Origin of the sequence: Corynebacterium pyruviciproducens ATCC BAA-1742 (genome assembly GCF_000411375.1) — a bacterium.
GTDB lineage: Bacteria > Actinomycetota > Actinomycetes > Mycobacteriales > Mycobacteriaceae > Corynebacterium > Corynebacterium pyruviciproducens.
The window spans coordinates 327,112-350,139 of the sequence record NZ_KE150446.1; the positions used below are offsets into that span (position 1 = coordinate 327,112).

Sequence of the window (23,028 nt, forward strand, 5' to 3'; positions counted from 1 at the left end):
CGAAACGCGGTACGAAAGGAATATGTGTCTATGACGGACAATCAGGATCTGTCGAGTTTGAAGCTCTCAGAGCTCAAGCAGATCGCCCAGGAAAAAGGCATCAAAGGGGTATCTGGGCTCCGTAAGCAAGCGCTCGTCGAGCGCCTCACCGCAGAGCTAGCAGGGGGATCAACTCCACAGCGAGAAACTTCTAAGCCGCGCCGGGCAACAAGGCGCAGCAAACCCCAAGCCGATGGTGCCGAGTCCACTATCACCGAGGAGATTCCGAGCGCAGAGCACGATCAGAAGCCGCGCGAAGAAGCGTCGAACGATGGCGGTGCCACCGACGGACAAGACGACAAGGCAAGTGGCGACAATAACGGCCACGAGTCCGGTCACCAGTCACGTTCCCAGGCTCGTCGTGCCCGCCGCGTGCGCCAGAAGATGAACCACCGGCGCGGCCGCAACGATGATCATGGCTCGGACGGTGCCAACCACCAGGACGCGGAGTCCCGCGGGCATGACCACGTCAGTTCCGACGGTGCCGAAGATAACCACGAGGACGAGCGACAGCCGAGGAACAACCGACGCGACCGTGGCGACAGGTCAGACCGCGACAACAACCGTCGCGGTGGACGCGGGCGTCGCGACCGCGGTGACCGCAGTGACCGCAGTGACAGGGGAGACCGGGGCAACGGCGAGCGTGGCGAGCAGCGTGGGGATCAGCGCGGTGACAACGCTGAAGAGCAGCAGCAGATGCAGCAGATCGCCGGCATTTTGGACATCATTGACTCCAACATCGCTTTCGTCCGCACCACCGGTTACCAGGCCGGTAACCAGGACGTGTTCGTCCCGCAGCAGATGATCCGCAAGTTTGGCATGCGCCGCGGCGATTACATCCAGGGCGCGATCCGCGCACCGCACGAGGGTGGAAACCAGGACAACAACCACGGCAATAACCGTGTCCGGGGTCGCAACAACAACCGCGGACGCCAGAAGAACAACGCGCTTCAGCGCGTGGATTCCATCAACATGTTGCCGCCAGAAAACGCTAAGCAGCGTCCCGAATTTTCCAAGCTCACCCCGCTGTACCCGAACCAGCGCCTGCGCCTCGAGACGGAACCGAACATTCTCACCACACGCGTCATCGACCTGGTGATGCCAATTGGTAAGGGGCAACGTGCCCTCATCGTCTCCCCACCGAAGGCCGGTAAGACGACGGTGCTCAAAACCGTGGCCAACGCCATTTCCACCAACAACCCGGAGTGCCACCTCATGGTTGTGCTCGTGGACGAGCGGCCCGAGGAAGTTACGGATATGCAGCGCAGCGTCAACGGTGAGGTTATCGCCTCGACCTTTGACCGTCCGCCGTCAGAGCACACCGCCGTGGCGGAGCTCGCCATCGAGCGTGCGAAGCGTCTGGTGGAGCTGGGCAGCGATGTTGTCGTTTTGCTTGACTCCATTACTCGCCTCGGCCGTGCGTACAACAACTCCTCGCCAGCCTCCGGTCGCATCCTCTCCGGTGGTGTGGACTCCAACGCTCTCTACCCGCCGAAGCGGTTCCTGGGTGCTGCACGCAACATCGAAAACGGTGGCTCGCTCACCATCATCGCCACCGCGATGGTGGAGACGGGCTCCGCAGGCGACACCGTGATCTTTGAGGAGTTCAAGGGCACCGGCAACGCCGAGCTCAAGCTCGACCGCAAGATCGCCGAGCGCCGCGTGTTCCCGGCTGTGGACATCAACCCGTCAGGAACCCGCAAGGATGATCTCCTGCTGGCGCCGGAGGAGGCCAAGCTGGTGCACAAGCTGCGCCGCATCATGAGTGCCCTCGACTCCCAGGCTGCTATTGACCTGCTGATCAAGCAGCTGAAGAAGACGAAGTCGAACCGCGAGTTCATGCGTACCCTGGCGACCTCTGCACCGATGGTTGCGGGTGAGACGGAGGAGGATTACATCTAAATGGCGAGCCACGTCTCTGCAGTAGATGACATCCTTGCTGAATACCAGGGCCTCGAGGCCCAGATGGCGGACCCCGAGTTTGCCAACGACCCGGATAACGTGCGCAAGGCCGGCAAGCGGTACAGCCAGCTGCAGCCCATCGTGAAACTCAACACCGAACTTGAGCAGGCGAGGGCTGACCTGGCGGACGCGAAAGAACTCGCGTACGAGGATTCCGCCTTCGCCAGCGAGGTCGGGCGACTCGAGCCCAAGGTAGTGGAGCTGGAGGAGAAGCTCGCGGACATGCTCGCGCCGCGCGACCCCCACGATCCCGATGACATGGTCATGGAGATCAAGGCCGGTGCTGGTGGCGAGGAAGCAGCGCTTTTCGCCGGCGAGCTTGTGCGCATGTACCAGCGCTACGCGGAAAAGCACGGTTTCATCACCGAGGTGCTTGACGAGTCCGAGTCCGATCTCGGCGGCGTGAAGGACATGACGCTGTCGATCCGTTCCAAGATGCCGTCCCAGGACGGTGCGTGGAGCGTGTTCAAGTTCGAAGGCGGCGTCCACCGCGTGCAGCGCATCCCCGTCACCGAGTCCAACGGTCGCATCCAGACATCCGCCGCCGGCGTGCTCGTTTACCCCGAGCCCGACGAGGTGGGCGAGGTAGAGATCGACGAGAAAGACATCCGCGTCGATGTGTACCGTTCCTCCGGCAAGGGCGGTCAGGGCGTGAACACTACCGACTCCGCGGTTCGCCTCACCCACCTGCCCACGGGCATCGTAGTGACGTGCCAAAAGGAGCGCTCGCAGATTCAGAACAAGGCCCGTGCCATGCAGGTGTTGCAGGCCCGCCTCCAGCAGATGGAGGAGGAAAAGGCCGAGGCTGAGGCTGCCGAGGGGCGTCACGCGCAGGTGCGCACCATGGACCGCTCGGAGCGCATCCGTACCTATAACTGGCCGGAAAACCGCATCACCGATCACCGCATTGGCTACAAGGCGAACAACCTGGACAGCGTGCTCGACGGTGATATGGACGCGCTTCTCACTGCCCTTCAGGACGCGGACCGGCAAGCCCGCCTGGAGGCGGAGGATTAAACTCTCCCAGGCGTTGCGGCAGGCGGCTGACGAATTGTCAGCCGCCGGTTGCGCGTCTCCGCTTGTTGATTCCCGGCTCATCGCCGCGCACCTGTTGCACACGGACGTGGGAACGTTGTTCTTCCACGACGAGGTTCCTGAGGGGTTCTGGGAGCTCGTTCACCGCCGTGCGACGCGGGAGCCCCTCCAGTGGATTTTGGGTGAGGCCCCGTTCGGTCCGCTCACCCTCACCGTGGGGCCGGGGGTGTTCATCCCTCGCCCGGAGACCGAGCTGCTGGCTGATTGGGCCGTACAGTGCAGTGTGAATGCCGGGGGCAGCTACGCTGACCTGTGCACTGGTTCTGGCGCTATCGCCGCCTACATTTCTCATTACCGCCCACAGGCACGGGTGGTAGCCGCGGAAAAGTCTCGCGAGGCTGCCCGCTATGCGCGCCTCAACGGGGTGGGCCGATTGTGGGTAGGGGATGTGCTCGATACCCCAGTGTGCGTCAGCGCGCTAGACCCGGAGGGGCGCGGGCTGGACGTGGTTGTTTCTAACCCGCCGTATGTGCCTGAGACCGCCGAGGTGGATCCCGAGGTACGGGCGGACCCGCACGAGGCCGTCTTCGCGGGGGAAGACGGCATGAGCTTCATCCCTCAGCTCGCCCGCACCGCGTTCGCACTTCTCCGCCACGGTGGGTACTTTGGCGTTGAGCACGATGACTCTACACAGGCCACCGTGTGCGGGGCGCTCACCGCCGCCGGTTTTACTGATGTGCGTCCGCTCGCCGATTTTGCCGGCAAGCCGCGGTTTGTCACCTGCCGCCGTCCGTAGCAGGTAACTGGCACCCCACGCATCACACACATCGTGCACAGCGGGTGACTCGAGGTGCCTTTGAGCCTGCGCAATAATCGCCGTGCCGCGCCCCGGTTCTCCCCACAAAAATTCTCGGTCGACGCCCGGGCTCTACGAACATCCTGCTCTTCGTACACTCGTCACCTAGCACGAGTGTGTGGTTTGACGGCTGTTCCGGTTTTGGAGTGCGTGGGTGTGGTTGGGGTGTGTTGGGCGTGGCACTAGATGTGGGGGTCCTTGATTGGTAGAGATGTTAGGTGTCTAATCCAAAATCTGACCAAGCAAGGACCCTTATCGTGAATCCTAGTGGAAACCTGATCGCTGATACCATTTGCCGCACCGCTGAGTTGGGTTTGATGATCACCAATGCCACCGATGGCGGGGATGTGACCATTATCGATGCGGTGGCTGTCGATCCGATCAACGAGTGCCCGGCATGCACGCAACCTGGGGTTAAGCGTGATCATCTGATCCGTGAGCTTTAAGACCTGCCGGTGGTGGGTTTCCCAACGAGGCGTAGAGTCCGCCTGCCCCGGTACCTGTATGTTAATCAGGCGTGTGAACGCAAGATTTTCCAGGCTGGGTTGGATTGTGCTTTTGATGGTGAGAAAACCACGGGGCGGGTGACCCGCTGGATTGTGCAGCGGTTAGCCATAGACCGGATGTCAGTGCGTGCGGTAGCGAAAGCGTTACATATCGGGTGGGATTTGTTGCCAGCTGGCCTTAGATCAAGCCCATGAGTTGATCTATCACGATCCGGACCATCTAGCAGGTGTGCGTGTCATTGGGGTTGATGAGCACAAGTGGTCACACAACCGCAAAGCCCACGGTGATGGGTTCGTCACTGTGATTGTGGACATGACCAACAAGCCGGCGCGGTTGTTGGATGTGGTCAAAGGGCGGTCCTCACAAGCGTTACAGTCCTGGTTACACCAGCGTGACCAAAGCTTCAGGGATCGTATTGAGGTTGTGTCCATGGATGGATGTGCCGGCTACGCCAGTGCTGCTGAAGAGGCAGTACCGAAAGCAACTCGTGTGATGGATCCGTTCCATGTGCTCGCGTTTGGCAGGCGACAAGGTAACAAAATGTCGCCTAAGACTACAACTAGAAACCACAGGTAGACGAGGTCGTCGTGAGGATCCGTTGTATAAAAACCGCAAAACAATGCTGACCAGGGATAGCCTATTGACCGAAGAGCAAAAGGCACGCCTGGATTACCTATGGGCTTTTGATGAGGACTACCAGCCACTACACCAGGCCTACCTGGTGTATCAACGTATCATCGACGCTTACGAGATGAAAAACCGATGCCAAGCCAAAAAGGCCATGAGCCACCTGATCGACCAACTGCGTGTCATGAAAGGCAAGGCACATAAGGAGATAGCCCAACTAGGACGCAGCCTTCATAAGCGGCGTCGTGACATACTCGCGTTTTTCGACCGAGGGGTCTCCAACGGGCCAGTCGAAGCGATCAACGGACGCCTCGAACACCTCCGCGGCATCGCCCTAGGATTTTAAAAACCTCAACCACTACATCTTGCGATGCCTCATCCACTCCGGAGGCCTCACCAACAAAATCAACGCACTCTAAAACCGGAAGAGCCCCTTTAGGTTCGCACAATTTACGCGCACCCTTGGGCGCGCATCTCACTGTGCGTTGTTGGCGCGCGCTTTTCGACGTTCGCTTCTCGACGTTCGCTTTTCTACGTGCGCATTTTATGCGCACCTTTCGACGTTTGCTTTTGCGTGCGCACCCGCTAATTGTGTTTGTGGCCGGCACCGATCCAGTGGAGGAGCTGGTGGATGTCCTCGCTTGCGATGGCGTAGTAGATCTTTCGACCGTCGCGGGTGCTCTTCACCGTGCCGTTGTTCTCCATGGCGCGTAGTGCCGCGGAGGCTGTAGCAACTCGTACGCCTGTCGTCTCAGCGAGCTCGCTCACGGTCAGTTCGTTTTGCCCCGCGTAGTGGATGGCGGACAGCAGGGTTAGCCGGGTGGGGTCACCAAGAATTTTGAAGGTGTTCGACCAACTAACAATATCAACGGTGTCTGACATGTGAACCTCCTTGTGAATCAGTTTAGCCCTGGTCAGTTCGATTGTGCGGAGTGAAGCGGCGAGGTCAGCGGATCCGCGTTTCCGGGAAGCAACGCGCCGTCAATGGTCAGCGATGGAGATCCGTGCTCACTGGTTGTGAACCTGCCTCGAACCCGAAACACGCGGGCAAGAACCTCAGAAGTCAGCACCTCGAGCGGGGCTCCCATTCTCTCCACGGAACCGTCGTTGAGCAGGATGATCTTGTTGCAATAGCGGGCGGCAAGGCCGAGATCGTGGATTGCCAGGATGACGATCGTGCGGTGTTCCGCGCAGATGTGGGTGAGTAGCTCCATGAGCCGGTACTGGTGGTGGAGATCAAGGTGGTTGGTGGGCTCGTCGAGGAGCATGACGGAGGCGCGTTGCGCCATCGCGCGGGCGACCATCGCGCGCTGCACCTGGCCACCGGAGAGCTCGCTGAGGCGGGTATCGGCGATGTCGCCCAGCGACGTGTGCATGAGGGCCTCAGCGATGACCGCCTCGTCGCCCTCGTGTGCCTGGGAGAACGGCCCGCGTCCCGCCCGGCAGCCGAGCTCAACTACCTCGCGGACGGTGAGAGGGATGGCCTCGCCGGAGTGCTGGGCGACATAGGACAACCGGTGGACCCGCTCGATGGTGCGGTAGGAGGAGAGCGGGTGGGCGTCGAAAAGTACTTCCCCCTCGAAGGGATGGATGCCACCGATGGACTTGAGGAGGGTCGACTTCCCCGAACCATTCGGGCCGACGAGCCCGATGATGGTGGGTGAAGACACAGTAAAGCTGACACCGGAGAGGATGGTTTTCCCGTCGTACCCCGTGGATAGATCCTTCACCTCGAGCATCAGTTCTTCCTTTTCAAGATCACAAAGAATGCCGGAACGCCGATGAGCGCCGTGATTACCCCGACGGGAAGCTCCTGGGGCGCAAACAGTGCGCGGGCGAGTGCGTCTGCGATAACAAGAGCGATCGCCCCGAGGAGCGCGGAGAGGGGGATGAGCGTGACGTGGCGCGGGCCGCCGAGCATCCGCACCGCATGGGGGACGATGAGTCCCACGAAGCCGATCGCGCCGACGGAGGCGACCGTAGCGGCCGTCATCAGAGAAACCGCGACAAGGACGGTGTACCGCAGGGTGACCACGGGGATGCCCATGGTTTGCGCCGTCTCGTCACCAAACGCGAGGGCATCGAGGAAGCGCGACAGTGCCCACAACACCGCCATCCCCACCGTGCCCACGATGACGACAGTCCACACAGTGTGCCAACGCGACGCGCTGAGGACACCGAGCAACCAAAACATGATTCCGCGGGTGGACTCGGCGTTGCCAGATGCCGTGACGATGAGCGAGGTGAGCGACTGAAAGAGAAACCCGATGAGCACGCCGGTGAGGACCACCCGCGTGGCATCGGCAGCGCTCTTGCGGAGCAGCACCATGAGGAGGAAGAACGAGGCGAGGGCGCCGATGGCGGCGCCGAAGATGATGCCGTACTGCCAGGTGGAAAAGAGGATCGCGATGACAGCGCCGGTAGAGGCCCCGGAGGAAATCCCCAGCAGGTACGGCTCGGCGAGGTCGTTGTGCGTAATCGCCTGCATCGCCACGCCGCACACCGCGAGAATGGCACCCACGAACGCGGCCATGAGGATGCGGGGGATCCGCAGCTCGGTGATGATGGACATGCGCAGGGGGGACGGGCTGGGCAGCGCCGGATCGACGAAGCTCTTAAGCTCCCCAAAGCTCATGGAACTCGACCCCACCGTCAGCGAGACGACCATAGCCACCACCAGGATGATCACCCCGGTGATGGCGATTCCAGCTGTTTTTCGCACGGTTGCTCGACTACTTTGCGAGCTTGAGGGCAAGATCGCCGTTGAGGGCTTCGGTGATGGCCTCGATGACCTCGTGGGAGCGCGCGTCGGCGGAGGTCGCCACACCCGGGACGACGATGTAGGCACCGTTCTTCACAGCCTTCATCTCCTTGGTGCCCGGGGTGGACTCCAGATCTGTCACCTTCTCTTCCCACTTATCGCCCGGCTGGCCGCGCTTGGGAAGATCCGCCAGGATGATGACATCGGGATCCTTTTCCGCCACAGCTTCCCAGCTCACCTGCGGCCACTCCTCCTTGACATCGGCGAACACGTTCGTCATGCCGGAACGCTCACCCATCTCGGTGACGATGGAGGATCCCCCGGCCACGTACGGTGCGCCGCCGATGGAGGAGTAGAGGAGCATGAAAGTGGTGCCCTCGGGGGCCTTGGCGGCGCCTGCCAACGCAGCGTTTTGCTCCTCGATGAGCGCCTGGGCCTCTTTCTCACGCCCGAAGAACTTCCCCAGCTCGGTGAGGTCTTTTTGGATCAGCTCGAAGCGGGTCTTTCCGGCGTTGTCGCCGTAGTCTGCGCACTCCGTGTTGCTCTGGTAGGTGCCTACCTCGAGCTTCTGCCACTCCTCGCGGGCGCCGGCGGAATCGGGAGTCCAGCTCTCCTTGAACGGGGTGAGGATGAAGTCCGTATCGGCATCCCGCAGCTGCTCAGAATTGGGCACAGACGGGGAGATTTCCTTGAGGCCATCGATGCTGTAGCCGGCGGGAGGGGCATCCTTTTGGTGGCCGTAGCCGGCGATCTGGTCCTTCGCCCCGAGGAGCAGGAGGGTATCGGTGGCGCCCTGTTCCATCGTGGTTGCGCGCTGGACGGGCACGTGGGCGGTGACGGTGAAGCCGCAGTTGTCTACGCTCAGCGTCTCCGCAGCAGACGACGTTTCTGATTGTGCTTGGTCGGAGGAATTAGTGCCACACGCGGAAAGGGTGAAGCAAAGCGACAGTGCTGTGAGGGCAGAGGAGGCTGCGAGGAAACGTGAACGCATGATGTCCTTTATGAAAACTCGATTGAATGATTGAATGTCTGTGTAGATAGCATATGGGGTGCGGACGGAAAAGGGAAATGGAGCCGCGACCAGCGCGGTGACGTGGGCGGACGAGGTATCCGGGCAGGACGGGCCGTGGCCATGCAGGGGCCACGCAGGGGTACTGTGACCGTGCGTGGCCGGGTCACCAGTTAATTGTTGGCTAATCGACGCCTCGTGGCCGGTCAGTACGAGGGGGGTACGGCCGCGACGGGGTAACATGTTGCGTGATCGGATTGTAGACCAAAGAAATGGGGTAACCACCGTGTCGCGCACTTTCAATTGTCTGGACGAAAAGACCAGGGAGGTAGGGTTGCGGTCTGCTGCAGACGCAGTGGAGGCCGGCCGCCTCGTCGTTCTCCCCACAGACACGGTGTACGGCATTGGGTGCAACGCGTTTAGCCCGGAGGCAGTAAACAAGCTTCTGCAGGCCAAGCACCGCGGGCCGGATATGCCCGTGCCCGTGCTTGTGGGCAGCTGGGATACCGTTCGCGGGCTCTCCCGCGACTACACGCGCCAGATGAACGTGCTCATCGAGGCCTTTTGGCCCGGCGGTCTTTCCATCGTTGTCCACCAGGCGCCGAGCCTGACGTGGAACCTGGGAGACACCAATGGCTCGGTGATGCTTAGGATGCCGCAGCAAAAGCTCGCCATCGAACTGCTGCAGAAGACGGGGCCGATGGCCGTGTCCTCTGCAAACATCTCCGGCAATCCGCCTGCTCTTAACGCCGCAGAAGCCGAGGCCCAGCTGGGCAACTCCGTCAGCGTCTACCTGGAGGGCGGGCAGGCCGAGATCGGCACCCCGTCCACCATCGTGGATCTCACCGGTGCCACACCGCAGATTCTCCGCGAAGGCGCGGTGCCGAGCGAGAAGGCCTTCGAGGTTCTCAAGGCAAATTCTTAAAAAACGAGTGACGTGGTGTGTGGCCCCGGTAAACGGAGGCGGCACGGTACGTAGCTTCCGCACTAGTAAAGGAGTCGCGTGGGTACAGCAGGCGTTGGCGTTCCGCTTCGAGAGCTCGGAGTGGTGCTTCTTACTGCCCTCGTTTTCGCTTACCTCACCACCGGCATCGTCCGCTCCCTCGTCATCCGCTCCGGGCACCTCTCGGACATCCGCGAGCGCGATGTGCACACGGTGCGCAAGCCACAGCTCGGCGGGTTGGCCATGTTCACGGGTTTTCTCCTCGCCGTCTATCTGGCCCAGCAACTGCCGGCGCTCACCCGAGGCTTTAGGCCGATCACCCCGGAGATGGATGCTGTGGTGGTGGCATCGGCAATCATCGTGTTGGTCGGGGTGATCGATGACCTGTATGAGCTCGACGCGCTGAGTAAGCTCGTGGGGCAAATCGCGGCGGCCCTAGCAATGTGCCTCATGGGGCTGAAATGGTCCATTTTGTACCTGCCGATCGGGGAGGGCACCACCCTCATCCTGAGTGATGCCCAGTCCACCATCATCACCACCCTGTTCGCCGTGGCGCTCATGAACGCCATCAATTTCATCGACGGCATCGACGGCTTGGCGGCCGGGGTGGGCATGATCTCTGGACTGGCAACACTCGCCTTTGCTCTATCTATCCTGCACGATCAGGGCGGCGCGGTGGCAGCCTACCCGCCGGCGATCATCGCCACTGGCCTGGTGGGGATGTGCGCGGGCTTTTTGCCCCACAACTTCTCGCCGTCCCGCATCTTCATGGGGGATACCGGTGCGATGTTCATCGGCCTGCTTCTCGCCGCGGCGTCGACGTCGGCCTCAGGCAAGATCAACATGAGCTTGTACGGAACGGCCGATTTCATCGCCGCGATGAGCCCACTCTTCGTGGTTTTGGCCAGTGTTTTTATCCCCATGCTCGACCTCGTCATGGCGGTCACGCGAAGGCTAGCTAGGGGGCAATCCCCGTTCACCGCCGACCGGATGCACCTGCACCACCGCCTCCTGCGCATGGGGCACAGCCAAAAGCAGGTTGTCCTCGTGCTGTACACCTGGGTGGGGGTGGTCGCCTTCGGCGCCGTCGGTTTTACTATCTTCCCGCCACTGTGGGCCCTCATCCTCCTTGTTGCAGCTACGGTGTTTGCCGTGTGGTACACCGTGCGACCCGCTGGGCTACACTTCTAGCCGTGAACGAGAACGTGAACAACAAGAACGCCACCCCTTCTTCTGTAGATGAGGGGCAGGAGCAGCGCGCAGCAAGTATCTACACTGACCAATCGCGTCCTCTTAAACGAGCGCTCACCTTTGGCACCATCGCGCTTGTGGTTGTGACACTTACATCCCTTGTGGGGTGGTGGATGGCCGCCGGTACCCCGGGGCTCTACGGCGCGCTCATTGGAGCCGGCCTGGGCGGTGGCTTTATTCTCATCACCGTGGTGCTCGCGGTCGCGACGGCCAAGTCCACCCCCACCGTGACGGCCGCGGTGGTATTGGGCGGATGGCTAGTCAAGCTTGTGGCCATGATTGTGGTCCTGGCCCTCATCAAGGACCTCGATTTCTACAGCAAGGGTGCACTGTTTCTCACAGTTATTCTCGCCTTGATTATTGTTTTGGCCTCGGAGACGTGGGGAATCCTGTCGTCTCGGACCACTTACGTTTCGTGACTTACACCCAACGGGGTCAATTTGGGGGTAGGTAACGTAGATAAAAATCACGGCACTGATAAAGTACGAACAAGGTAGCAATACCTTTCAGTTGCCGTGCCGATGTGCGTTGGAATCCGCTGCAACTGAAGTAAAAATTCAGACGTCCATCGCACCGCTTGCCTCACAGCGGTAAATGAACACGGGAGAGAACGCTGAGCGTTACATATCTGTCCATGAAGGGCGAGTTTCACGCCCCGGACTTGTTTCATGAATTTTTCCCGGGTTTCGTAGATGGCAATGGCGAATCGCACAACCTGTGGCTGTCCGATTTCGCCGGAGGCCTATTCGCACTAGACCGTCTGATGTTTGTCCGACTGCTTTGTGTGGTCGCGATCATCGTTTTCTTTGTTCTTGCTATGCGCAACCCCAAGAAGGTGCCCGGCAAGTTCCAGTCAATGGCAGAGATGCTGCTTGACTTTGTCCGAATTCACATCGCTGAAGATATCCTCGGCAAGAAGGAAGGTCGGCGGTTCCTGCCGCTCATCACGACCATCTTCATGCTGGCTCTCTTCATGAACCTTCCCTCTGTGATTCCGTTCCTCAACATCTCACCCAACGCGCGCATTGGTATGCCGCTGGTGATGGCGTTGATGGGATACATCGCAATGATTTACGCGGGTGCTAAGCGCTACGGCTTCTTCAGATTCCTGAAGAGCTCCGTCGTGGTGCCGAATATTCCGTGGTTCCTCCACATCCTTGTGGTGCCGATCGAATTCTTCTCCACATTCATCCTCCGCCCCGCGACGCTGGCCATTCGTCTTATGGCCAACATGCTGTCGGGCCACCTGATCTTGGTTCTGCTGTTCAGTGCGACCAACTTCTTCTTCTGGCAGTTCAACGGGTGGATGGCTGTATCTGGACTGACGCTGATTGCTGCGGTCGCATTCACGCTGTTCGAGCTCCTGGTCATCTTCCTGCAGGCGTACATTTTCTCCCTGCTGACGGCCGTGTACATCGAACTGTCGCTGCATGCGGACGAACACTAAACGGTTCTTAACTGAATACGACACCCCTGTTAATTACACATCTTCCGCAGTACGCGAGGAACGAAAAATGCGTACTGCACTTTAAGAAAGGGATACACCCACAATGAACGAATTGCTTCTTGCACAAGGCGCAGGTGCTCTGGATCTCGGCGTACTCGCCACCATCGGTTACGGTCTGGCTACGCTTGGACCTGGCCTCGGCATCGGCATCCTCGTTGGTAAGACCGTGGAAGCTATGGCACGTCAGCCTGAGATGGCTGGTCAGCTCCGCACCACGATGTTCCTCGGTATCGCGTTCACCGAGGCCCTCGCCCTCATCGGCCTCGTTGCCGGCTTCCTGTTCTAGTAGAACAGAAGGTTTCGCAACACCATGAAGAACGTTTTATATCTCGCAGCGGAGGGACCTTCCGCAGGGGATCCAGGCTCGCACCTGCCCCTGACAGACTCGGTTTCCGTCCTTCTGCCGGCGCCGTATGACATCTTCTGGTCTCTCGTCGCGTTTCTGGTAATCCTCTTCGTATTCTGGAAGCTTGTTTTGCCCAAGTTCCAGGAAGTCCTATCGGAGCGCGAGGATTTGATCAAGGGTGGCATTCAGCGCGCTGAAGCCGCTCAGGCCGAGGCCAAGCAGGCACTGGAAAAGTACAACAGCCAGCTTGCTGAAGCTCGTGCCGAGGCACAGCAAATCCGTGAAGAGGCTCGCGAACGCGGCGAGCAGATCAAGGCGGAGATGCGTGCACAAGCAGCCGAAGAGTCCAACCGGATCATCGAAGCAGGGGAGAAGCAGCTTGCCGCCCAGCGCGAGCAGGTTGTTTCCGAGCTGCGCCGCGATATGGGGCGCAACTCCGTCGATCTCGCGGAGCGTTTGCTCGGCCGACAGCTGTCGGACGATCTCACTCGCTCGAGCACGATCGACCAGTTCCTTGCAGATCTCGATGACGTATCCACAGTAAGGAAGTGAGCGGTATGCACGCAGCTAGCCGCGAGGCGCTGACTGATGTCACCGATCGGCTCAGGGGTCACCTTGAGCAGGGCGGTCAGCTGGTCGCGCGCGCCGCACAAACCGGGACTGAGCTTTTCGACGTGGTGGAGATCCTCGATTCCAACCGCACGCTACGTGTAGCCCTTGCTAACTCCGCCACCCCGGCGGAGGCTCGCGAGGGACTCGCCCGTAACCTGCTGGCTGACAAGATCTCTGAGAACACGCTCGCCGTGCTGCTCGATGCAGTGGCGCAGACGTGGTCCACGGCCGGAGAGTTCCGTCAAGGACTCATCCTTCTCGCCCGTCGTTCACTGTTCATCGGTGCGGAGGCAGAAGGCAACCTGGTCCAGGTGGAAGACGAGCTGTTTAGGCTGAGCCGCATCCTTCGGGACAATCCTGAACTGACCCGACTCCTGGGTGACAAGAAGACCGAGCCCAACAAGCGCCGCGAGCTTCTCGCGAATGTTTTGTACGGCAAGGTCACTCGCACCACTGAGGCACTCGTGCTCCAGGTAGTTGGTCGAATCGAGCAGGATCCGATCGAGGATTGCAGGACACTAGCGGAGCAGGCCGCCGAGATGCGTGGGAAGACCATCGCCCGCGTCGAGACGGCCCATGAGTTGTCCGACGAGCAGCGCAACGCCCTCGCGGACAAGCTTGCCCGCATTTACGGTCACGAAATGTCCATCCACACTGAGGTTGACACCAGCCTCCTCGGCGGGATGATCATTCGCGTCGGTGATGAAGTCATTGACGGCAGCACAGCAGGTAAACTGCAACGTCTGCGCGTGAACCTCGGCTAATTTTTAAAGAAACGATTAATTATTTTGCTGGAAGCTACTACGAGAGCAGGAAGAACATGGCGGAGCTGACGATCTCCTCCGATGAGATCCGTAGCGCGATTGAGAACTACACCTCGAGCTACTCGCCGGGTGCGACCCGCGAGGAGGTCGGGCAGGTAATTTCGGCTGCTGACGGTATTGCCCAGGTATCTGGTCTACCGTCCGTGATGTCGAACGAGCTGCTGGAGTTCCCGAATGGCGTCATTGGCGTTGCCCAGAACCTCGACACCGATTCCATCGGTGTTGTGATCTTGGGCGACTTCGAGATCTTGAAGGAAGGCGACGAAGTTAGGAGGACCGGTGAGGTTCTCTCCATCCCGGTCGGGGATAATTTCCTCGGTCGTGTAATTAACCCGCTGGGGCAGCCTATTGATGCCCTGGGTGATATCGAGGCGGAAGAAAACCGCGCACTCGAGCTGCAGGCACCGTCCGTGCTGCAGCGCCAGCCAGTGGAAGAGCCACTGCAAACTGGCATGAAAGCAATCGATGCAATGACCCCGATCGGCCGCGGCCAGCGTCAGCTGATCATTGGTGACCGCAAGACCGGCAAGACCGCGATCTGCATCGATACCATTTTGAACCAAAAGGCTAACTGGGAATCGGGCGACAAGTCGAAGCAGGTTCGCTGCATCTACGTCGCTATCGGTCAGAAGGGTTCCACCATCGCCGGCGTGCGCCGCACGTTGGAGGAAAATGGTGCCCTGGAGTACACCACGATCGTGGCTGCTCCTGCATCTGATTCTGCCGGTTTCAAGTGGCTCGCCCCGTTCTCTGGCGCGGCCCTCGGCCAGCACTGGATGTACCAGGGCAACCACGTTCTCATCATTTACGATGATCTCACCAAGCAGGCTGAGGCCTACCGTGCCATCTCGCTGCTGCTGCGTCGTCCGCCGGGACGTGAGGCTTACCCCGGTGATGTGTTCTACCTGCACTCCCGTCTGTTGGAGCGCGCGGCAAAACTGTCTGACGACATGGGTGCCGGTTCCATGACCGCCCTGCCCGTCATCGAGACCAAGGCCAACGACGTGTCCGCCTTCATTCCGACCAACGTGATTTCTATTACGGACGGTCAGGTGTTCCTGGAGTCGGACCTGTTCAACCAGGGCGTTCGTCCGGCTGTCAACGTCGGTGTGTCCGTGTCTCGTGTGGGTGGCGCTGCCCAGACCAAGGGTATGAAGAAGGTGTCCGGTAACCTCCGTCTCGACCTGGCTGCCTACCGCGACCTGGAGGCCTTCGCTGCTTTTGCGTCGGACCTTGATGCAGCGTCGAAGAAGCAGCTGGCCCGTGGCGAGCGTCTGGTTGAGCTGCTCAAGCAGAAGGAAAACCACCCGATGGCTGTGGAAGACCAGATGGTGTCCATCTGGCTGGCATCCAACGGTCACCTTGACGACGTTCCCGTTGAGGATGTTCGTCGTTTCGAAGACGAGCTTCTTGAGTACTTGCACAGCAACGCTGGCGACGTGTACGAGCAGATCGACGGTGGCGTTCCGCTGTCCGATGAGTCTCAGCAGGCACTGGTGCAGAAGTCGACCGACTTCAAGCGCCAGTTCCAGACCACGTCTGGTACACCGGTGATCAACGAGGCTCCTGTCGATCCTTTGAAGGAAGAAGAGCTGCAGAAGAACACCATCGCTGTTTCTCGCAAGACGAAGAAACAGGGAAATTAGTTCTTCAATAGAGGTTCTTTAAGACAGAAAGGAGGCGACTGGACAAATGGCTAATATGCGCGAGCTGAAAAGCCGCATTAAGTCGGTGAACTCTACCAAGAAGATCACCAAGGCCCAGGAACTGATCGCCACCTCGCGGATCACAAAGGCGCAACAGCGGACCGCAGCGGCAAGCCCGTACGCCAGGGAGATCACGAGTGTGATTTCCCAGCTGGCATCGGCATCCTCGCTCGATCACCCGTTGCTGTCTGCGAAGCCGAACCCGAAACGGGCCGCGCTTCTTGTGATTTCCAGCGATCGTGGCATGGCTGGTGGCTACAACCACAATGTGTTTAAGAAAGCAACCGAGCTGCGCAACCTTTTGGAAGAACGCGGACGAGAGGTCGTTCTGTACGTCACCGGAAACAAGGGCGTGTCGTACTACAGCTTCCGTGGCGAGGAGATCGCCGGGAAGTGGACCGGTTTCTCCCAGGAACCGACGTACAAACTCACGCACGATGTTCGCCGACACCTCATCGACGGGTTCCTCGCTGGTTCTGAAGGCACCGCCAAGTGGCGGGAAGGCCTGACGAGCCCGGAGGGCGAACCGGTTCAGGGGTTCGACGAGGTGCACGTGATTTACACCGAGTTCAAGTCCATGCTCAGCCAGAATGCCGCTGCGTTGCAACTGTTGCCGGTCGAAACTGAGGTCAGGGAAGAAGAGATGGAATTGGGTGAGGACATCGTGTCTGACAACAAGTCCACCTTCGTTGCTGATTACGAGTTCGAACCCGATGCAGACACCCTCTTGGGGGCGCTGCTTCCCAAGTACGTATCGAGGACACTGTTCTCCAAGTACTTGGAGTCGGCCGCATCGGAGTCCGCGTCGCGCCGTACCGCTATGAAGGCGGCCTCGGATAACGCGACGGACCTGGTCAAGACGCTGTCCCGCGAAGCTAACCAGGCCCGCCAGGCGCAGATTACACAGGAAATTACAGAGATCGTCGGTGGCGCAGGCGCGCTCGCCGAGAGCGGAGAAAGTGACTAGATTATGAGCACAGCTCTGAAAGAGCAGGCACCGGCCGGGACCGGCCGCGTCGTCCGCGTTATCGGCGCGGTCGTCGACGTGGAATTTGCCCACGGTGAGCTACCTGCTATTTACAACGCTTTGAAGGTCGACGTGACCCTCGAAGCCGTTGCAAAGACAATTACTCTGGAGGTGGCACAGCACCTGGGTGATAACCTCGTGCGTACCATCGCCATGGCGCCGACGGACGGTTTGGTCCGAGGCGCCGAAGTGAAGGATACCGGCGGCCCGATCAAGGTTCCGGTTGGCGACGTTGTCAAGGGGCACGTATTCAACGCCCTCGGCGATTGCCTCGATGAGCCCGGCCTCGGCCGCGATGGCGAGCAGTGGGGAATCCACCGCGATCCGCCACCGTTCTCCGAGTTGGAGGGCAAGACCGAGATCCTCGAGACCGGCATTAAGGTCATCGACCTTCTCACCCCGTACGTGAAGGGCGGCAAGATCGGCCTGTTCGGCGGTGCCGGTGTGGGCAAGACGGTGCTCATCCAGGAGATGATTACCCGTATCGCCCGTGAGTTCTCCGGTACGTCGGTGTTCTCCGGCGTGGGCGAGCGTACCCGTGAGGGCACGGACCTCTTCCTCGAGATGGAGGAGATGGGCGTGCTGCAGGATACGGCCCTCGTGTTCGGCCAGATGGACGAGCCACCGGGAGTGCGTATGCGCGTCGCCCTGTCCGGCCTGACCATGGCCGAGTACTTCCGTGACGTTCAGCACCAGGACGTGTTGTTGTTCATCGACAACATCTTCCGTTTCACCCAGGCTGGTTCTGAGGTGTCCACGCTGCTCGGCCGTATGCCGTCCGCCGTGGGCTACCAGCCGACGTTGGCCGACGAGATGGGCATCCTGCAGGAGCGCATTACGTCGACCAAGGGCCGTTCCATTACGTCTCTGCAGGCCGTGTACGTGCCTGCGGATGACTACACCGACCCGGCTCCGGCCACCACGTTCGCCCACTTGGACGCGACGACGGAGCTTGACCGTGGCATTGCTTCCAAGGGTATTTACCCTGCTGTGAACCCGCTGACCTCCACGTCTCGTATCCTCGAGCCGTCGATTGTTGGCGAGCGTCACTACAATGTCGCCCAGCGCGTTATCGGTATTCTGCAGAAGAACAAGGAACTGCAGGACATCATCGCCATCCTCGGTATGGACGAGCTTGGTGAGGAAGACAAGATCACCGTGCAGCGTGCACGTCGTATCGAGCGCTTCCTCGGCCAGAACTTCTTCGTTGCTGAGAAGTTCACCGGCAACCCCGGCTCCTACGTGCCGTTGGAGGAGACCATTGATGCCTTCGAGCGCATCTGCGACGGTGAGTTTGATGCTTACCCGGAGCAGGCGTTCAACGGCATCGGCGGCCTCGACGATGTAGAAGCTAACTACAAGAAGATGAGCGAGAGCAATGGCTAGTATCACCACGGATTTGGTCGCTGTTGAGGGAAAGTTGTGGTCCGGCGAGGCCACGATCGTTACCGCACAGACCACCGAAGGTGAAATTGGCATCCTGCCCGGTCACGAACCAATTCTCGGACAGCTCGTGGAAAACGGTGTTGTCACCATCAAACCAGTTGATGGTGAGAAGCTGGTCGCGGCCGTCAAGGGTGGGTTCTTGTCGGTTACTGCTAACGGTGTGATCGTGCTGGCTGACTACGCTCAGTGGGCTGACGAAATCGATGAATCAGAAGCTACACGCGAGCTGGAAAGCGCCGAGGATGAGGACACGAGGCTCCTCGCCGAGGCCCGTGTGAAGGCGGTCCAACGCAAGAACAAGGGTCTGTAACTACCCCTTGACCTAACCCGAAGCCCCGCAGCCGAAAGGCTGCGGGGTTTCGTGTATCACACGGTGTGAAATGCTCTCAGGCGTCGCACATCATCGGGCCACCGCCTCCGACAAGTGGGTGATGGGGGTAGCCAATAGTTCCGGGCACAAAGCCCCCAATCCGTCGAAACTACGGTTTCGTTTTACCAATTTGCCGGGGTTGCGCTACAGTTGCTTAAAAGGGCGCAACCTCAAATTAATTTGCGCTTATGCTAGTGGTTACACGCATCTGTCGCCCCGCGCGCGGTGCACGAGGTGCCAATAGTTAGGCGTAAAAGAACACGGCGTCTGCCGTGTCCCGAGGTTGTGAGGCGTGGATAGATGGAGAATCAGATGATAACGATCATGGGCGTGGTGGTGATCCTTGTTCTCCTTGCGCTGTGGATCCGCCATAATGCCTCCGGTCAGCAGATTTCGTTCCGGCGAGTGGGAATTGACACGAACTTCCGTACAGGAAGGATCCGATATGTCGATGACACCGCCGGAATTTTTGTTTTCCCCTCTTTCACCTCGGAGCCGTATATCACGCTCAACCGCGTCATCGTGGACCTTCTGAATAAGAAGGATGACGTGTACCTCATCAAGAGCGAGTCAATGAAACTCGAGCTGCAGATGCAGCGCAGCGAGGAAATGGCCTTCACCTCCTGGTTGGAATCCGCTCCCTCGCGGCGCCAGCAGAGCGTGGACAAGGCGGGCTTCAGGCGATTCATCTCGCGCCGGTCCCAGTAGGTACCCTTAGAAGAATGCGCCTCATTCTCGCTCATTGCACAGTTGATTACGTCGGCAGGCTGGAAAGCCACCTGGAACCCGCAGACCGCCTCATCATCGTGAAAAACGACGGTTCTGTATCGGTTCATGCGGATGATCGCGCCTACAAGCCACTGAACTGGATGTCCCCTCCGTGTACCCTCACGGAGCTCGAGATTGAGTCTGACGATGGCACAGATACGGGTGAGAAGCTGTGGGTGGTGGAGTCCACAAAGGGGGAGCAGCTGCGGATCACCCTGCACGAGGTGTATGAGGACATTTCCCGGGACCTCGGGGTGGACCCGGGTCTGGAAAAGGATGGCGTGGAGGCGCATCTGCAGGAACTGCTGGCCGAGCAGGTCGAGACCCTTGGCGCAGGGTTCAGCCTAGTCAGGCGGGAGTACCCCACGCCCATCGGTCCGGTTGATTTGCTGTGCCGTGATGCCGACGGGGAGACCGTGGCTGTGGAGGTCAAGCGCCGCGGAGGCATTGACGGAGTGGAGCAGCTCACCCGCTACGTTGAGCTGCTTAATCGCGATGACCTGCTCAGCCCTGTCCACGGTGTGTTCGCTGCCCAGCAAATCAAACCCCAGGCCCGCACGCTGGCGGAGGACCGCGGGTTTCGCTGCGTGATTCTCGATTATCAGGCGATGCGTGGGATCCCCTCTGACACGCTGACCCTCTTCTAACGGAGGTTTCAGGTCAGGTATGGGGCGCAAGAACAGACGCAATACTCCGGCGAGGAGGCCGTTGCCACTCGACGGCTCCTCGTTCGTGCCCACCTCCGTCGTTGAAGTGCGTGGTGTGGAGTACAAGGTGCGTCCGATGGGATCATCGCATGCCACAAAGTTCTATCTGTGTCCCGGCTGCAACCAGAACATTCCCCCGGGAGTGTCCCACGTAGTCGCCTGGTACGCGCTGGGCAGCGGTGACGACCGGCGCCACTGGCACCGCCACTGTTGGGACGTGTTCTCCTCCTAGGCTAGGACTCGCCGCTGTCTCTGTTTCGTCACCCGAGGTTGTGCTCACCCTTTTTGCTTGTCGACGCTCAGTGGAGAGGTTTGGCAGCTAAGCGGAGGGCAGCGGGGCCACTAACGGCGTTGTCTCCAATGAGCTCCTCGGGTAGAGACACGGGATGCCAGAGGGCGAATTAGCTGCGCGTGCCTACACGCCGGGGCACCACTGACACGAAAAAGGGGCCGTGAAAGGCCCCTTTGAAGTGAAAACGTGTTACTTCTGCGGTTCGGTGAGCTCGAGAAGCACTCCGCCGGCATCCTTCGGGTGGACGAAGTTGATGCGTGCTCCGCCGGTACCAGTCTTAGCTTCCTTGTAAAGGACGCGCATGCCCTGGGCCTTGATGTGCTCGGTGAGAGCATCGAGGTTGTTCACGCGCAGGCACATCTGCTGGATGCCCGGGCCCTTCTTGTCCAGGAACTTGCCGATGGTGGAGTCGGGGGACAGCGGAGCGAGGAGCTGGATCATGCCCTCCTTCTCGTCGAGGTGCTTCGGGCCGATCATGGCCTCGGCAACGCCCTGCTCTTCGTTCTTCTCAACGTGGTGGCAAACCCAGCCGTAGACGCTGCGGTAGTGCTCGATAGCCTCGTCGAGGTCCGGCACTGCGATGCCAACGTGGTCGAGACAGGTTACATACTCGTGGGGGATTTCGATCCCAGAAACATCGTTACTCATGGTATTTAGTCTACGCTGGAAAACATGATGATTGCTTTCTCAGTCGCGCCCGTTTCCGAGGAAATGTCCGAAGCGGTAGCGCGCGCCGTTAAAATTGTCCGAGATTCTGGCCTGCCCAATGAGACCAACGCCATGTTCACCCTAATTGAGGGGGAATGGGGCGAAGTTATGGACGTTGTGAAACGTGCCACAGATGCGGTGTTGGAGGTGAGTCCGCGGGCATCCCTCGTTATAAAGGCCGACATCCGTCCGGGGTGGAATAACCGTCTCACAGGCAAGGTTGAGGATATGGAAAAGGCAATGAAGGAGTTGAACTAAGTGTCAGGAGTTTTTGACCTCAGCTCGCTGAAGAAGGACCCTCAGCCGTCGCAGGGAGGCGGTGCTCACGAGGTACTGGTTACCGCGGCTAACGTGCAGCAGGTGCTGGTCTCGTCCCAAGAAAAGCCGGTGATCCTCCAGGTGGGATCTAGTCGCTCGCCCGAATCGGACGAGATGCGGAAGAACTTCAACGAGCTGCACAACGACGGCTTCACCTACGCCTACGTCGACGCTGATGCAACCCCAGAGGTTGCCGGTGCCTTGGGCGTGCAGGCTATCCCCACCGTCGTTGCTTTCATCGGCGGACGCCCCGCCGGCTCCTTCCAGGGCGGACAACCGCGTCAGGTGCTAGAACAGCTTGTGTCGCAGGTTGCGCCGGGGGAGGATAAGCCCACAGATCCACGCATCGAAAACGCGAACTCTCTCCTGCACTCAGGGGACTTGAACGAGGCGGAAGCTGCTTTCCAAAAGATCCTCAAGGAGGAGCCGGGCAATAAGGAGGCCAAATCGGGTCTTGCACGCACACACCTGCTCCTCAGAGTCGCGGAGGCACACGCCGCTGCGGCGACGGGCTTGGATGCTGAGCTTATTCAGGCGGACGCTGAGGCAGCTGGCGGCGATCTTTCTGCAGCCTTTTCTCGTCTCCTAGGTCAGCTGATGACCAACTTTGGTGACGATAAGGAGACCGTGAAGAAGAGGCTCATCGAGCTATTCTCTGCCTTTGAGGGGTCGCCTGAAGTGGATGATGCTCGAAGGAAGATGGCTAGCGCGTTGTTCTGATACGACGCTGCATCATAAAGTAAGCCGGACAAACAAAACTGGACGCGAGGTTTATTCTCGCGCCCAGTTTTTATTTAGTTGAGGTGGATTGCGTTAGATGAGTCCCTGCGAGTGGGCCCAGTTGTAGCCACCTGCACCAAGTCCGAGCAGAGCCAGAATACCGATTACGATTCCTGCGATCGCACCTGGAGTCAGCTCCCCATTCTCGCTTGAGGAGCTCGAGCTATTGTTGTCACTCGAGTTGTTCGCTGTCGTTGGGTCGGGGCTGGGGTCAGGAGTCGGCTCGGAGGTCGGCTTGGACGTGGGTTCGTCCTTCTTCTTGGCGACGAACTTCAGCTTGATGATGTCGGTGGATTTGTCCGGGTAGGTGACCACAACTGTGGTGGTTGCCCAGGAGCCTTCGCCGAGGTTTGCTGCCGGGGAGACCGCGATGAGTCCGGTTGCCTTGTTGATGGAGTAATTCCAGCTCTCGGGGTGGCTGGGGGTGCCGATGGCGAAGGTGGTTCCCTTGGGAAGGTTGGTGTCACCGGCTAGGGCGATGGTGTTGTTTTCGCCGATGGTGACGGTTTTTTCCGCCGGGTAGGAGGGTGCAAACTTCTCTGCATCCTTCTTCTCGCCAGGCTTCGGCTCACTCGTGGGCTCGGTCGGCTTGGTGGTGGGCTCGGTCGGCTTGGTGGTGGGCTCGGT

The 23,028-nt window shown here is 59.8% G+C and carries 25 protein-coding genes and 1 pseudogene; 20 read left to right on the forward strand and 6 right to left on the reverse strand.

Translation table 11 applies throughout. The features are described 5' to 3' along the window. Window positions 1–30: 30 nt before the first annotated feature. The 4 genes and pseudogenes from rho (at window position 31) to HMPREF1219_RS12405 (ending at window position 5,445) form a co-directional block, all read left to right on the forward strand. The gene (gene rho / locus HMPREF1219_RS01535; protein ID WP_016457248.1) at window positions 31–1,941 is read left to right on the forward strand and encodes a transcription termination factor Rho; all 1,911 of its coding nucleotides are present in this window, start codon (window positions 31–33) and stop codon (window positions 1,939–1,941) included. Continuing rightward, window positions 1,942–3,018: a peptide chain release factor 1 gene (gene prfA, locus HMPREF1219_RS01540; RefSeq protein WP_016457249.1), complete on the forward strand. Its 1,077-nt coding sequence runs from the start codon at window positions 1,942–1,944 to the stop codon at window positions 3,016–3,018. It begins immediately after the preceding gene. Then, window positions 3,014–3,832, forward strand: a complete 819-nt coding sequence (locus HMPREF1219_RS01545; RefSeq protein WP_040427071.1) for a N5-glutamine methyltransferase family protein — start codon at window positions 3,014–3,016, stop codon at window positions 3,830–3,832. The genes prfA and HMPREF1219_RS01545 overlap by 5 nt, the downstream gene beginning before the upstream one ends. A gap of 317 nt (window positions 3,833–4,149) precedes the next feature. After that, window positions 4,150–5,445, forward strand: a pseudogene (locus HMPREF1219_RS12405) (ISL3 family transposase). Window positions 5,446–5,611: 166 nt separating this feature from the next. Here HMPREF1219_RS12405 and HMPREF1219_RS01560 read toward each other — a convergent pair. From HMPREF1219_RS01560 to HMPREF1219_RS01575, 4 genes are read right to left on the reverse strand one after another with little or no spacing between them, the layout of a single operon-like run. Further along, complete coding sequence (locus HMPREF1219_RS01560; protein WP_016457253.1) at window positions 5,612–5,908, reverse strand: ArsR/SmtB family transcription factor; 297 nt, start codon at window positions 5,906–5,908, stop codon at window positions 5,612–5,614. A gap of 32 nt (window positions 5,909–5,940) precedes the next feature. Beyond that, window positions 5,941–6,765, reverse strand: a complete 825-nt coding sequence (locus tag HMPREF1219_RS01565; RefSeq protein ID WP_016457254.1) for an ABC transporter ATP-binding protein — start codon at window positions 6,763–6,765, stop codon at window positions 5,941–5,943. Further along, window positions 6,765–7,748, reverse strand: coding sequence for a FecCD family ABC transporter permease (locus HMPREF1219_RS01570; RefSeq protein WP_016457255.1), 984 nt, complete (start codon window positions 7,746–7,748; stop codon window positions 6,765–6,767). Before HMPREF1219_RS01570 ends, HMPREF1219_RS01565 begins: the two co-directional genes overlap by 1 nt. 10 nt (window positions 7,749–7,758) lie before the next feature. Beyond that, window positions 7,759–8,778, reverse strand: a complete 1,020-nt coding sequence (locus tag HMPREF1219_RS01575; RefSeq protein WP_040426739.1) for an ABC transporter substrate-binding protein — start codon at window positions 8,776–8,778, stop codon at window positions 7,759–7,761. 304 nt (window positions 8,779–9,082) lie between these two features. Here HMPREF1219_RS01575 and HMPREF1219_RS01580 point away from each other — a divergent pair, with 304 nt between their 5' ends. The 14 genes from HMPREF1219_RS01580 to HMPREF1219_RS12410 all read left to right on the forward strand — a co-directional run bounded on the left by HMPREF1219_RS01580 (window position 9,083) and on the right by HMPREF1219_RS12410 (window position 20,535). Next, the gene (locus tag HMPREF1219_RS01580) at window positions 9,083–9,721 is read left to right on the forward strand and encodes an L-threonylcarbamoyladenylate synthase (RefSeq protein WP_016457257.1); all 639 of its coding nucleotides are present in this window, start codon (window positions 9,083–9,085) and stop codon (window positions 9,719–9,721) included. A 78-nt stretch (window positions 9,722–9,799) separates the two neighbouring features. Further along, the gene (locus tag HMPREF1219_RS01585) at window positions 9,800–10,930 is read left to right on the forward strand and encodes an MraY family glycosyltransferase (protein WP_016457258.1); all 1,131 of its coding nucleotides are present in this window, start codon (window positions 9,800–9,802) and stop codon (window positions 10,928–10,930) included. 2 nt (window positions 10,931–10,932) lie between these two features. Continuing rightward, complete coding sequence (locus tag HMPREF1219_RS01590; protein WP_016457259.1) at window positions 10,933–11,409, forward strand: Cg1360 family ATP-synthase-associated protein; 477 nt, start codon at window positions 10,933–10,935, stop codon at window positions 11,407–11,409. Window positions 11,410–11,624: 215 nt separating this feature from the next. Further along, the gene (gene atpB / locus HMPREF1219_RS01595; protein ID WP_016457260.1) at window positions 11,625–12,437 is read left to right on the forward strand and encodes a F0F1 ATP synthase subunit A; all 813 of its coding nucleotides are present in this window, start codon (window positions 11,625–11,627) and stop codon (window positions 12,435–12,437) included. Window positions 12,438–12,540: 103 nt separating this feature from the next. Continuing rightward, window positions 12,541–12,783 (forward strand): ATP synthase F0 subunit C, encoded by a 243-nt coding sequence (locus HMPREF1219_RS01600; RefSeq protein WP_005392137.1) that lies wholly within the window; start codon window positions 12,541–12,543, stop codon window positions 12,781–12,783. Between the two features lie 24 nt (window positions 12,784–12,807). Continuing rightward, entirely contained in the window at window positions 12,808–13,395 is a 588-nt protein-coding gene (locus tag HMPREF1219_RS01605) for a F0F1 ATP synthase subunit B (RefSeq protein ID WP_016457261.1), read from the forward strand. 5 nt (window positions 13,396–13,400) lie between these two features. Next, entirely contained in the window at window positions 13,401–14,219 is an 819-nt protein-coding gene (locus HMPREF1219_RS01610) for a F0F1 ATP synthase subunit delta (protein ID WP_016457262.1), read from the forward strand. Window positions 14,220–14,275: 56 nt separating this feature from the next. Next, window positions 14,276–15,925 carry a F0F1 ATP synthase subunit alpha gene (gene atpA, locus HMPREF1219_RS01615; protein ID WP_016457263.1) on the forward strand — a complete coding sequence of 550 codons (1,650 nt, stop codon included), beginning with the start codon at window positions 14,276–14,278 and terminating at the stop codon, window positions 15,923–15,925. A 46-nt stretch (window positions 15,926–15,971) separates the two neighbouring features. Then, the gene (locus HMPREF1219_RS01620; protein WP_016457264.1) at window positions 15,972–16,952 is read left to right on the forward strand and encodes a F0F1 ATP synthase subunit gamma; all 981 of its coding nucleotides are present in this window, start codon (window positions 15,972–15,974) and stop codon (window positions 16,950–16,952) included. Between the two features lie 3 nt (window positions 16,953–16,955). Then, entirely contained in the window at window positions 16,956–18,398 is a 1,443-nt protein-coding gene (atpD, locus tag HMPREF1219_RS01625; protein ID WP_016457265.1) for a F0F1 ATP synthase subunit beta, read from the forward strand. Further along, window positions 18,391–18,768, forward strand: coding sequence for a F0F1 ATP synthase subunit epsilon (locus HMPREF1219_RS01630; protein WP_016457266.1), 378 nt, complete (start codon window positions 18,391–18,393; stop codon window positions 18,766–18,768). The genes atpD and HMPREF1219_RS01630 overlap by 8 nt, the downstream gene beginning before the upstream one ends. Before the next feature lie 372 nt (window positions 18,769–19,140). Next, on the forward strand, window positions 19,141–19,536 hold the full coding sequence (locus tag HMPREF1219_RS01635; RefSeq protein ID WP_040427076.1) for a DUF2550 family protein: 396 nt from the start codon (window positions 19,141–19,143) through the stop codon (window positions 19,534–19,536). Between the two features lie 14 nt (window positions 19,537–19,550). Then, a complete protein-coding gene (gene nucS, locus HMPREF1219_RS01640; RefSeq protein WP_016457268.1) occupies window positions 19,551–20,243 on the forward strand; it encodes an endonuclease NucS in 693 nt (230 codons plus the stop codon). 19 nt (window positions 20,244–20,262) lie between these two features. Then, window positions 20,263–20,535, forward strand: coding sequence for a hypothetical protein (locus tag HMPREF1219_RS12410; protein WP_016457269.1), 273 nt, complete (start codon window positions 20,263–20,265; stop codon window positions 20,533–20,535). Between the two features lie 249 nt (window positions 20,536–20,784). Here the strand turns inward: HMPREF1219_RS12410 and mce are convergent, their stop codons facing one another. Further along, window positions 20,785–21,243: a methylmalonyl-CoA epimerase gene (mce, locus tag HMPREF1219_RS01645; RefSeq protein ID WP_016457270.1), complete on the reverse strand. Its 459-nt coding sequence runs from the start codon at window positions 21,241–21,243 to the stop codon at window positions 20,785–20,787. Window positions 21,244–21,267: 24 nt separating this feature from the next. Here mce and HMPREF1219_RS01650 point away from each other — a divergent pair, with 24 nt between their 5' ends. Both HMPREF1219_RS01650 and HMPREF1219_RS01655 read left to right on the forward strand, forming a co-directional pair. Next, entirely contained in the window at window positions 21,268–21,561 is a 294-nt protein-coding gene (locus tag HMPREF1219_RS01650; protein ID WP_040426742.1) for a thiamine-binding protein, read from the forward strand. Continuing rightward, window positions 21,562–22,341 carry a tetratricopeptide repeat protein gene (locus HMPREF1219_RS01655; RefSeq protein WP_016457272.1) on the forward strand — a complete coding sequence of 260 codons (780 nt, stop codon included), beginning with the start codon at window positions 21,562–21,564 and terminating at the stop codon, window positions 22,339–22,341. 93 nt (window positions 22,342–22,434) lie between these two features. Here the strand turns inward: HMPREF1219_RS01655 and HMPREF1219_RS13035 are convergent. Further along, the coding region (locus HMPREF1219_RS13035) for a Rib/alpha-like domain-containing protein (protein ID WP_016457273.1) at window positions 22,435–23,028 on the reverse strand (594 nt) is incomplete at its 5' end.